Below are 11,724 nucleotides of genomic sequence, written 5' to 3' on the forward strand. Positions count from 1 at the left end.
TACAAGGAGGTATTACAATGGACGCAGCACAATTAATTATTGAGGGAAAGGGTTACTTAGGTATTGAGTTTGGGTCTACCAGAATTAAAGCCGTTCTGGTGGATAAGTCAGGAAATGTATTGGCATCCGGTGGACACAGCTGGGAAAACCGTTATGAAGATGGTGTCTGGACCTATTCTCTGAACGATATTTGGGATGGCTTACAGGATTGTTACAAGGATCTTAAGGAGAATGTGAAGAAGGAGTACGGTGTTACCTTAAAGCACTTAGATGCCATCGGATTCTCTGCGATGATGCATGGTTATCTGGCGTTTGATGAGAATGATACCATTCTGGTTCCGTTCCGTACCTGGAGAAATACGATTACAGAGGAAGCAGCTTCAAAGCTTACTGCAGAATTTAACTATAACATTCCGCAGAGATGGAGCATTGCACATCTTTATCAGGCAATCCTGAACGGGGAAGAGCATGTTCCCTATGTGGATTTCTTTACAACACTGGCAGGCTATGTTCATTGGAGACTGACCGGAAGAAAGGTACTTGGAGTCGGTGATGCATCGGGAATGTTCCCGATTGACATTCACACCGGGGATTATGATCAGGCGATGATTCAGAAGTTTGATAAGCTGGTTGCGGATCAGAATTATCGTTGGAATCTCCGTGATATTCTTCCGAGGGTGTTAGCAGCAGGAGAGGAAGCAGGTGTGCTGACCGAAGAAGGAGCTTCCCTTCTTGATCCGAGTGGGGATCTGCAGGCAGGCATTCCGCTCTGTCCCCCGGAGGGTGATGCAGGAACCGGTATGGTCGCAACGAACAGCGTTGCGAAACGAACCGGTAATATCTCTGCAGGAACCTCCATATTTGCCATGGTAGTTCTGGAAAAGGAGCTTTCCAAGGTATATCCGCAGATCGACCTTGTAACTACGCCGGATGGCGCGCTGGTTGGTATGGTACACTGTAATAATTGTACTTCAGATATCAATGCGTGGGTGAATCTGTTCAGGGAATTCGGTGAAATGTATGGTTTAACCTTTGATATGAATGATCTGTTTACAAAGCTTTACAGTGTTGCATTAAAGGGTGATCCGGACTGTGGCGGAATGATTTCCTATAATTACTTTTCCGGAGAGCCGGTTACCGGTTTTGATGCCGGTGCACCGTTGTTTGTACGTGATGCCGAGAGTAAGTTTACACTGGCGAATACCATGAGAATGCATCTGTATTCTGCACTTGCAGCTTTAAAATCCGGTATGGATCTGATGCTGAAGGAAGAGGGTGTCCAGGTAGACCAGTTATTTGGACATGGCGGCTATTTCAAAACAAAAGGTGTCGGACAGAGAATTGCGGCAGCAGCTATGAATGCACCGGTATCGGTTATGGAAACAGCCGGTGAGGGCGGTGCCTGGGGTATTGCTGTTCTGGCTGCATTCCTTGCTAAGAAGAAGGACGGCCAGAGCCTTGGCGAGTTCTTGAATGAGGAGATTTTTGCCGGAAACAAGGGTGTTAAGATGGATCCTATGGCAGAGGATGTCGAGGGCTTTGAGAAGTTCATGGAGAAGTATATGAAGAATCTCCCGGCTGAGAAGGCTGCTGTTGAGGCACTGTAGACATATTTTAAAAACATGTAAATGTTGATAAAGATTTAAGAATAACTATAAGATAAACATCTTAAAGTAAGAGATAAATATTTGGAAGGAAGGTTCTGTCATGTTAGAAGAATTAAAAAAGAAGGTATACGAAGCAAATATGCTTCTTCCGAAATATGGTCTGGTAACATTTACCTGGGGTAATGTGAGTGCTATTGACCGTGAAACCGGATATTTTGTGATTAAGCCAAGTGGTGTGGATTATGAAATTATGAAGCCGGAAGATATGGTGGTTATGGATCTTGAAGGAAACCGTGTGGAAGGAAGGTATAAGCCATCCTCCGATACACCGACCCATCTGGAGCTGTATAAGGCGTTTCCGGAAATAGGTGGAATTGTACATACCCATTCTTCCTATGCAACGAGCTGGGCACAGACCGGAAGAAGTATTCCCTGTTATGGTACGACTCATGCGGATTATTTCTACGGAGAAATCCCCTGTGTGAGATGTCTGACGAAGGAAGAGATTAACTCTGCTTACGAAGAAAATACCGGACACCTGATTGTTTCGGAATTTAAACGCATGAAGAAGGATGTAATGGCAGTTCCTGCAGTGTTGTGCAAGAATCATGGTCCTTTTTCCTGGGGCAAGGATGCAAAGGAGGCCGTCCACAATGCGGTGGTTCTTGAAGAGGTTGCTAAGATGGCATATCGAACCGAGCTGATTCATCCGCAGGTAGCACCTGCCCCGCAGGAATTACAGGATAAGCATTATTTCCGTAAGCATGGTGCAAATGCATATTACGGACAGAATTAACAGGATATCGAGAGGGTATAAAACAGATGAAGATGAAAACAGCACCTATGGGGTAGAACAGCTGGGATTGTTATGGAGCGGCTGTTACAGAAGATATCGTACGACGGAACGCTGAATTTATGGCTGAGCATCTGAAGGAGTACGGTTGGGAATATATTGTGGTGGATATCCAATGGTATGTGCCTTATGCTGCAACCAATGAGTATCATCCTTGCAAAGCTGATTACAGCAATGACAAAAGAAGGAAAATTTAAGGATGCCATTCAGGATAAGATTGGAGCGACTGTTGACACAACGGACCTGAAAAAACAGTTATCTGTATTAAATGCAAGTCTTCATCAGGCAGAGACTATTAAAACCCGCCTTGAACAGCAGATGGATAATCTGGATGTTACGGACACTCATTACGATAAAAAAATATCAGATTTACAGAGACGATTGGATGCTCAATATGATAGAATAGATGAAGCGTATTCAGAATGTACGGATGCTGAAAAGAAACAGTTCATGCAGGCTTTTATTGAACGCATTGATATATTCCCGGAAAGACGGGAAGATGGAAATTGGATTCAGAATATTAAGTTTCAGTTTCCAGTACCGATTATTAAAGAAGGCAAGGAAGTAGCACAAATCAAGGGAATTTCTTTGGACAAGGAGAAATCAAATGAGCATATGGTTTCCTTGGAAAAGTTATCAACACTTGAGACAATAGTATCACTAAATAAAACTGCAATATAATTAAATATATGGGGGGGGGAAAAAAATATGTTTAAGATAGCAATATGTGATGATGAACGTCATTTCAGGGAGCTGATTCATAGAATTCTGGAGGAATATATGGGTCAGACGGGAATGGTTTATCAGATTGATGAGTTTCAATCCGGAGAGGAATTGCTTTGTCAGGGAATAGAACTTGTTAAATATCAAGTTGTTTTTCTTGATGTCAATATGACGGGGTTAAATGGCATTGAAACAGCCCGGAAAATCCGGAAAATCAGTGAGGATATATATATTGCATTTATAACGGCATTTATGACATATACGCTGGAAGGGTACAGAGTAAATGCTGTCAGATACATTCTTAAAAATACTGTCAATATGCCACAGATGATTTTTGAATGTATGGATACAATTATTTCTAAGCTGAATTACGTTGTGAAAAAGAAAATCTTCCGTTTTAATGAAGGAATGAAAAATGTATCGTTAGAGCGTCTGTTATATATTGAAAGCAGACTGCATAAACTGATGTTTTATATTATGGAAGATGAGCTTAATATGTACACACTGTATGATACGCTCAATGATATAGAGAAAGAACTGGCAGGAAACGATTTTATCCGGATTCATCAGAGTTATTTAGTTAATATGAAACATATTGTAAAGATGAGCAGAAATAAAAACGGAAGGCATGATGCAGTATTAAGCAATGGAATAAAACTGGGAATTCCCAAAGCCAGATACAAAAAAGTGGATGAAACATTTATTGCGTATAAGGGGGTGTGGTAGATGTTGAATTTTATTTTACGATAATGATTCCTGTATAAATAATAAAACGGTACATCAAAAAAGGGTGATTTGTTATATGCAAATCACCCTTTTACTGTCATTTTCTGCAATACAAGGACACTTTCTGCAACATGAATTGTTTTTTAATCCGCAGATGCTATTATAAATGCACGGAGGTGATAGAGTGTGAAGCATCAGCACAAAAGACCGGTGAATTCTAAGAAAAAGTAAATAATTTGTAAGCAGAAAGGAGTTTGTAATGACAGAAGTGGAGAATACTTATGGTTTAATTACCGCAGATGATATGGACACGATTGAGTTAAAGGAAATCAAGACAACGGATTTGACGGAAGTTCACGGATTAGGCACAGGATTAAAAGCAGCAAAGGCGGGATCATATGCAGGCTCGGCGGCAGCAAATTTTTAGGAGAATGAAAATGACAGAGAAGGATAAACAAAAAAATAAAATCAAATTGTGTATTGATTTTATCTGCATGTTTGCAGCAGCGGTTATTGCAGGCTGCTTAGTGAAAGAAGGGGTAGCCGCAGCAGCATCATATTTTTTTAATGGAGGCTGGTGAAAATGGGAGACAGGAAATATGGTCTGATTACAGAAGAAGATATACAAAATATTCATGTTATGTCTGAGTACAATTTTGATAATGCCACTGAGTCACGTTCTGCAGCAGCGGGCGCGGCAGGTGGAGCAGCGGGAGCAGCAGGGGGAGCCGCCGGAGGAGCGGCAGCATCAAAATAAATGGGGGAAAAATGAGCAGACAACAGCAAATGCATTATAAAGAAATAACACCAGCGGAAACGGTAAAAAGGTTAAAGAAGATTCTGTCGGATATTCATATTGAAACAGAGGAGCAGTGGCAGAAGGAAAGCAGCATAGGTACATGGGCGTTACGTGTTGTACTAAAAGGAACGAATATAGGAACGAATGGAAAAGGCGTATCAAAAGAATTTTCATTAGCAAGTGCTTATGCAGAACTGTTTGAACGGTATCAAAATGACTTATTAGGAAATGTCAGTGATATGGGAAATAAAACACAGTATGCATTTTTTAGTAATTATGATGAGAAATTTATGAGTGCGGCAGAACTTATAGATGAAAACAGTGAGTATATAAAACACTATTTTAAAGTGAGAAATATGCAGGATAGTACCAGAAAAGAACGTATAGCAGCATTTAAAAAGGTTCAAAAAGTAGATTACTATGCCTTTCAAAAAGAGGATTCTTATCTGTGTGTTCCATTTTACAGTGCAAAAAATAAAAAAGTTTATTATTTGCCTAAAAATATATACAGATTATCATACGGAAGCAATGGCATGAGTGCCGGGAACACGATAGAAGAAGCAGTTGTACAGGGGTTATCGGAAATTATTGAAAGATATATTCAGAGAAGACTTTTTATTGAAAAACCGGTGCTGCCGACAATACCGGATGATTACATAAAAAAATACCCATATATATATGAAATGTATTCTAAGCTAAAAGAAAATGACCGCTACGAGTACATATTAAAGGATTGTTCCTTTGGCGGTAAGTATCCTGTGGCAGCTTTGATTATTCTGGAAAAAAATACGGGAAAGTATGGAATCAAGCTGGGCTGCCATCCTGATTTTGGTGTTGCTATGGAAAGAACATTTACAGAAGCGGCACAAGGACAGGATATTTATCAATACTCCGGAAGAAGTATCATTGATTTTTATAATTGTGGTGTAGAGGAAGAAACTAATATGTACAATACGTATAAAGTTGGAAAAGGACAGTTTCCGTATCAGGTTTTTGGGACAGATTCGGATTATCCTTTTACACCTGTAAGGGATGTTTCTGAATTGGACAATGCCACACTTATGAAACAATGGTGTGCGGAAATTTTAGAGGAGGGCTACGATATATTGATTAGGGATGTATCGTATCTGGGCTTTCCATCAGTGCACATTATTATTCCGGGATTATCCGAGATGACAGAGGCAATGGATATTAATTACCGCACATACAATACCAGACATTATGTGTGCGGTCTGTTGATGAATCCGGAAAAGATAACGCATGAAAACACAAAGTACATTATTGCAACAATGGAATATTTTATGCCGAGTATTCTGGAAAATTCGATAGAAACGTACTATCCATGGTATAACAAAGGTGATCTGCCATTTGCAAAATCGGGAATGGGAAGTTTATACATGATTGCCATGTGTTATGTAATTGAGAAAAACTATTGTGAGGCTGCAAAGACGATTTCTAATCTTCTTAATATTTTAGAAGATGAAAATAACGATTGCAGAGAGGATTTAGAAACAGTTCATTTTTGCAAAGGGGTTTATTACTATCTGAGTGCTATGGATGTATTTCATGATACAGAAAAAGTGAAGTGCTATCTGGAACTTATTATGGACAAAGCATTGACAGAGAAAATTTTTGATATTTTTGAAATACCTGAAAAGGTTATTGTAAAACAATATCCGGCGTTTCAAAAGGTTATCAGTGAAATACAGAGTATGGAAGCTGACAGTGCTTATTTCCGTGCGCAGGAAAGTCTGAAAAAAGCACAGGTCGAAAATCCGATTAATCAAATGTCACTCGCCAATATTTTGGACAATGATGCAGAATGGAGGGAGAAAAATGGGAAACAAAGTGCATGAACTGGGCTTGCTTTTGGATGAAGAGGTTGAAATGTTGATGCAAGAAGCAGATTGTAAGAGCGTTTCTGGTGAAAGTAAAAGTGCAGCGGCTGGAGGTGCAGCAGCAGGTGCGGGTGCAGGAGCCGGAGGAGCAGCAGGAGCTGCGGCATCAAAGTAACCGGTAGTAAAGATATGCAGGAGGTATGCACATGGAAAATAGAAATGAATTAGATTTAGGTCTGATGACAACTGAAGATATGAAAAGCGTAGAAAAAGTGTTTGAAGAACAAAATGATACCGAAATGCGTTCAGCATCAGCAGTGGCAGCAGGAGCTGGAGGAGCGGCCGGAGGAGCTGGAGGGGCATCGGGAGCAACGGCAGCCAAAGCATAAAAACAGAAAGGGAAGAATGATGATGGAAAATGAAGGTCTGATTACGCAAGAGGATATAGACATGATTTCAAAAAATTCTGCAGCTGGAGATTTTGAAAAGAAAGAGGAAATGAAATCCTTGTCAGGAGGGGCAGCGGCCGGGGGAGCAGCCGGGGCCGCAGGAGGAGGAGCAGCAGGAGCTGCCGCAAAATAACGTCAGAAAAGATAAAAGGTATTGCAGGGAGTGTACAGCAATACCTTTTAAAAGTTGTTAAAGAATGAGGGGGATATTTAACATGAGTAAGTTATCTGACAGACATTATAAAGAAAAACAACCGGAAGAAACGGTTGGACAGATTCAGAAAATTCTTAAAAATCTGGAGATTAATGTTACTGAAAAATGGCAGAAAAAAAGCAGCATTGGAACTTATGCACTGCGGTTAAAGATAGAAAATATGGATATAGGTGTGAACGGAAAGGGAATCAATAAAATCTATGCACAGGCAAGTGCATATGCAGAACTGATAGAAAGATTGCAGAATGATTTATTGGGAGATTTAAATGTAACTGCATTACCGTCAAAGTATCCTTTTCAATTGTATTATGATGAGGTGTTTCAATCATCGAAAGAACTTGTAACAAACCACAATTCATACATTGATATGTATTTTAGTGGAAGAAAAATGAATGGGGCTGCTGCAGACAATAAAATAAAGCATTTCCAACAATTACAAAAATTAGACGAAATGTATTATGGAATTCATGACAGGTATCTTACAATTCCTTATTACAGCTGCAGGGAAAAAAGATTGGTGTATCTGCCTAGAAATGTTTACAGATTATCCTATGGCAGTAATGGAATGAGCGCAGGGAATTCTTTTGAAGAAGCAATGGTTCAAGGAATGTCTGAAATTATAGAGCGGTACGTACAGAAAAAGATTATAAAAGAAAGAATTTCGCTGCCGGATATTCCTGTGGAATATATAAAGAAATATCCGCATATATATGAAATGTTCCGGAAGTTAGAACAGAAGCAGGAATATAAATGCTGGCTGAAGGATTGCTCATTGGGAGGAATATATCCCGTTGCTGCATTCATTATTCTGGAAAAAAACACAGGAAGGTATGGAATTAAGCTCGGATGCCATCCGGACTATGGGATTGCAATGGAAAGAGCGCTGACAGAAGCAGCGCAGGGACAGGATATTTTATTATATTCACAGCGTAGTCCGTTTGACTTGTACAATAAAAATGTATTTGATGGTATGAATATATATAATACATACAAAACAGGTGCAGGAAAGTATCCGTATCATATTTTTTCACCGGAGCCTGCATATGAGTTTCATGAAACGCAGTCTGTAGAGCATATGACAAACCGTGATATCATGAATGACTGGTGTAATAAGTTTATTGAAAAGGGATATGATATATTTATCAGAGACGTTTCATATTTAGGATTTCCATCAGTACATATTATCATTCCCAAGATATCAGAAATGTTTGAAGCAGATGATATAAGATACCGTGTTTATAATACAAGATTCTATGTTTGTGAATTATTAAAACAACCTCAGAATATTAATAAAGAAAATGTAAAATATATAATTGCTGTGCTGGAATATTTTTTGCCAAGTGTGCTTGAAAATACAATTGACACATATTATGGCTGGTGTAATAAAGATGCCATTCCATGTGAAAAATATGGAATGGGTGTAATTTATCTGATTTCTATGTGCTATGTAGTGGAAGAAAATTATAAACAGGCAGCGGATTATATGAAAATGATACTTTCCCAATTAGAAAATGAGTCTGGTACGTATCAGGTGGATAAACAGGATATTGCATTTTATAAGGCAGTATACTATTATCTGAGTGGCTTAGATGCAGGTTTGGAAAAAGAAGAAATTCAGTATTATATTTCAAGCTTTTTTTATGAAGAACTCAGTACAAAGGTATGCCGTTTGTTTGTAAATACTGAAAAAATAATTGCGTGTCAATATCCGGAGAAAAAAGCTTCTGATACAGAATATGACACAGAGAAATTGTTGGGTGAAATCAGGGACAAGCTTAAGAAGGCACAGTTAAGCAGTAAAATAAACCAGCTGGATATTCAAAAAAAGTTGGAGGAGAAAAAATAGTGGAGCATTCAATTATCACAGAGTGTCTGTGCAAAAGTTTTGGTGAAAAACAAGTTTTAAACAGTATCAGCCTGAAGGTAAAAAAGGGAGAAATATTTGGATTGCTGGGACCGTCAGGCGCCGGTAAAACGACATTTTTAAATATTTTAACGGGACAGATTCAAGCGGATTCCGGAAAAGGACTGATATTTGGACAGAATATCAGGGAGTTTACGGCTCAGATGTATACACGGATAGGGATGCTATTGGATAACTGTGGTTTATATGCAAGATTATCCGGTTATCAGAACCTTAAAATCATGTCAATTATATACGGATTGTCTGACGATGAAATTATTGAGGTGCTCAAAGAAGTTGAATTACTGGCGGATAAAGATAAAGCAGTGTTTAGAATGTCAAAAGGAATGCAGCAAAGACTTGCATTTGCAAAGGCGATTCTAAATAAACCTGAGATTTTGTTTTTGGATGAACCGACAACAGGACTGGACCCAGTAACCACCGGATATATACACAACATGATAAAGAAACTGGCAGAGAAAGGGACAACCATTATATTGACAACACATAATATGGATGAAGCTGCAAAATTGTGTGATAATGTGGGAATGCTGTATGAAGGCAAAATTGTCGAATACGGTAATCCACAGGAATTATGTTACAGGTACCGGGTTGAAAATTTATTCAGAGTAATATCAAATGATGATGAAGAAATTTACATTGAAAATAATGAATCAGGCAGGAAAAAAGCCGCGGAAATGCTGGTTCATAATGAAATAAAGAGTATTCATACCGTAGAAACAACACTTCAGACAATATTTGTAAAATTAACGGGAAAGGAGCTGGAAAATGAATCGTCATCATATTAAGGCTGTTATGTATAAACAATTTTGTGATACATTAAAAAATAAATTATTACTGCTTCTGATTTTTATGTATCCTGTGCTGGCTTATATCTTTTACTTTTTGCTCAAGGATACGCAGGAAGCAGTGAATATAGTGATTCCTATTTTTATAACCATGCATATTATTATGGCACCGATTGTATGTATGTCGAGCATTATTTCTGAGGAAAAGGAAAAAAATACGATAAAAGTTCTTCTTTTTTCGGGCATAAGAAGCTATGAATATTTATTGGGAGTAGCAGGTGTATTAATGGGAATTCTGATTGTCAGTGTAATACCGTATTTATTTATCTTAAAATTTGATACAGAACAGACACTGTTGTTTTTCTATTTTATAATTTTAGGATTTGTATGTTCCATGCTGCTGGGGAGTGTGATAGGCATTATGTCAAAAAACCAGATGAGTGTGGGAACAATTTCTTCCCCATTATCAATGTTCATAGGCCTTTTGCCGATGGCATCTATATTCAATGATTCTGTAGATAAAGCGTCCAAGATATTATATTCAAAAAGAATTTATGATGTGGTGTATTCATTTATGGGTGAAATGAAAACGGACATCGGAATAGATACAGGTGTGTGTGTTGCCAATATGGCCGTGTTAATTTTAGTATTTTGTTTTGTATATACAAAAAGCGGGAAAATGAGTCAGTAGAAAGAGCAGGTGTGTGATGATATGTGTAGTGAAATCAAAGAAATTTTGGGGAATCTCTCTTTTTGAAGTAGAAAAGCTCTTTAAAAATAAAAGATTTACAAAAGTGTCTGACCGGATACTTGTACATATGACAGTACCGTTGTTTTTGGCAGGTGTTTATTGTAATGCGGATGAAATAAAAAAAATGATTGTTCATCCGCCGGGAATATCAAAGCAGTATGCCGGTTTTGTGGTTTTTTTCAGTATAGCTGTTTTTATAATGAGTTTAATGATGCATGAATTAGGGCATACAATGATTGCAATATCCAGAGGGGTATGTGTGTCTGAAATTGGAATTGGTATAAAGGAAGGAATATTTCTGGCATATACCAAAATGCTGCAGCTGGAAAAGCTGGAAAAAAAGAAAGATAAAATATGTATCTGCTTCGGCGGCATATTGATGAATGTGTTTTTGTTATCAGTGGCATTAATAATAAATGGATTATGGTGGGAGAGTATCATTTTAAAAATAGTTATTTGTGTGAATCTGTTGGTAACACTGTTTAATTTTTCAATCTATTTTCATAGTGATGGTGCTGATGTGCTTAAATGTCTTTTGGCATCAAAAGCGGACAGTAATGAGTCGTCTAATGTAAAGTATATTGTGGCTTTTTCAGCGGTGCTTTATAATCTGATACTCCCGGTGACTGTAATCGTTTGTTTTGTTTTACGCAACATGTGAATATGTAAGGAGGGGCGGATGGATATTATATTTATCATTTTATGCAGTATTATTTTTTTAAGTCCGTATGCTTTGGTGTCTAAAGTTCTGGCAGGGATGATTCTGGTGGCTTTATTTGAAATTATTTCTAAAAATACAAATACAATAAAGCTGTTTGGAAGAATTATTATTGCTGCGTGCTTTACGGCAGCACATTTTGTATATACATATGTAACAGGTGATTATGTAAGTTTGAGAAATAGTATTATGATTGCATTGTTAATAAATTCTGTTATGAGTGTATATATTCTAACGCTGCTGATGATTGTTGAACTGTTAAAAAAGCTTACTTTTCACAATGTATAAAATTTTGTACATATATTAAATTGATATTAATAATTTATTATGATAT

16 protein-coding genes are annotated in these 11,724 nt (G+C 37.9%); all 16 read left to right on the forward strand.

Annotation, left to right across the window (positions count from 1 at the left end):
• The first annotated feature begins 17 nt into the window (after window positions 1-17).
• The 16 genes from LI288_RS00840 (at window position 18) to LI288_RS00920 (ending at window position 11,678) form a co-directional block, all read left to right on the forward strand.
• Window positions 18-1,607: a xylulokinase gene (locus LI288_RS00840; protein ID WP_022431225.1), complete on the forward strand. Its 1,590-nt coding sequence runs from the start codon at window positions 18-20 to the stop codon at window positions 1,605-1,607.
• Window positions 1,608-1,707: 100 nt separating this feature from the next.
• On the forward strand, window positions 1,708-2,403 hold the full coding sequence (locus tag LI288_RS00845) for an L-ribulose-5-phosphate 4-epimerase (protein ID WP_227089135.1): 696 nt from the start codon (window positions 1,708-1,710) through the stop codon (window positions 2,401-2,403).
• 231 nt (window positions 2,404-2,634) lie between these two features.
• Complete coding sequence (locus LI288_RS00855; protein WP_227089136.1) at window positions 2,635-3,141, forward strand: hypothetical protein; 507 nt, start codon at window positions 2,635-2,637, stop codon at window positions 3,139-3,141.
• Window positions 3,142-3,168: 27 nt separating this feature from the next.
• Window positions 3,169-3,909, forward strand: a complete 741-nt coding sequence (locus tag LI288_RS00860; RefSeq protein WP_022431890.1) for a LytR/AlgR family response regulator transcription factor — start codon at window positions 3,169-3,171, stop codon at window positions 3,907-3,909.
• A gap of 259 nt (window positions 3,910-4,168) precedes the next feature.
• Entirely contained in the window at window positions 4,169-4,336 is a 168-nt protein-coding gene (locus LI288_RS00865; protein WP_022431889.1) for a hypothetical protein, read from the forward strand.
• Between the two features lie 10 nt (window positions 4,337-4,346).
• Entirely contained in the window at window positions 4,347-4,490 is a 144-nt protein-coding gene (locus LI288_RS00870) for a hypothetical protein (RefSeq protein WP_227089137.1), read from the forward strand.
• Between the two features lie 2 nt (window positions 4,491-4,492).
• A complete protein-coding gene (locus LI288_RS00875; protein WP_022431887.1) occupies window positions 4,493-4,666 on the forward strand; it encodes a hypothetical protein in 174 nt (57 codons plus the stop codon).
• Between the two features lie 11 nt (window positions 4,667-4,677).
• Window positions 4,678-6,564: a YcaO-like family protein gene (locus tag LI288_RS00880; protein ID WP_022431886.1), complete on the forward strand. Its 1,887-nt coding sequence runs from the start codon at window positions 4,678-4,680 to the stop codon at window positions 6,562-6,564.
• The gene (locus LI288_RS00885) at window positions 6,545-6,721 is read left to right on the forward strand and encodes a hypothetical protein (protein ID WP_022431885.1); all 177 of its coding nucleotides are present in this window, start codon (window positions 6,545-6,547) and stop codon (window positions 6,719-6,721) included. Before LI288_RS00880 ends, LI288_RS00885 begins: the two co-directional genes overlap by 20 nt.
• A gap of 31 nt (window positions 6,722-6,752) precedes the next feature.
• Window positions 6,753-6,935, forward strand: a complete 183-nt coding sequence (locus LI288_RS00890) for a hypothetical protein (protein WP_022431884.1) — start codon at window positions 6,753-6,755, stop codon at window positions 6,933-6,935.
• 19 nt (window positions 6,936-6,954) lie between these two features.
• Window positions 6,955-7,128, forward strand: a complete 174-nt coding sequence (locus LI288_RS00895; RefSeq protein ID WP_227089138.1) for a hypothetical protein — start codon at window positions 6,955-6,957, stop codon at window positions 7,126-7,128.
• A gap of 82 nt (window positions 7,129-7,210) precedes the next feature.
• Window positions 7,211-9,055 (forward strand): YcaO-like family protein, encoded by a 1,845-nt coding sequence (locus tag LI288_RS00900; RefSeq protein ID WP_022431882.1) that lies wholly within the window; start codon window positions 7,211-7,213, stop codon window positions 9,053-9,055.
• The gene (locus LI288_RS00905) at window positions 9,055-9,921 is read left to right on the forward strand and encodes an ABC transporter ATP-binding protein (protein WP_022431881.1); all 867 of its coding nucleotides are present in this window, start codon (window positions 9,055-9,057) and stop codon (window positions 9,919-9,921) included. Before LI288_RS00900 ends, LI288_RS00905 begins: the two co-directional genes overlap by 1 nt.
• Window positions 9,902-10,612 carry an ABC transporter permease gene (locus LI288_RS00910; protein ID WP_022431880.1) on the forward strand — a complete coding sequence of 237 codons (711 nt, stop codon included), beginning with the start codon at window positions 9,902-9,904 and terminating at the stop codon, window positions 10,610-10,612. Before LI288_RS00905 ends, LI288_RS00910 begins: the two co-directional genes overlap by 20 nt.
• Before the next feature lie 16 nt (window positions 10,613-10,628).
• Window positions 10,629-11,333, forward strand: a complete 705-nt coding sequence (locus LI288_RS00915; RefSeq protein WP_022431879.1) for a site-2 protease family protein — start codon at window positions 10,629-10,631, stop codon at window positions 11,331-11,333.
• A gap of 18 nt (window positions 11,334-11,351) precedes the next feature.
• The gene (locus LI288_RS00920) at window positions 11,352-11,678 is read left to right on the forward strand and encodes a hypothetical protein (RefSeq protein ID WP_022431878.1); all 327 of its coding nucleotides are present in this window, start codon (window positions 11,352-11,354) and stop codon (window positions 11,676-11,678) included.
• Window positions 11,679-11,724: the final 46 nt, after the last annotated feature.

It is taken from the genome of Lachnospira pectinoschiza (assembly GCF_020564355.1).
Taxonomy (GTDB): domain Bacteria; phylum Bacillota; class Clostridia; order Lachnospirales; family Lachnospiraceae; genus Lachnospira; species Lachnospira intestinalis.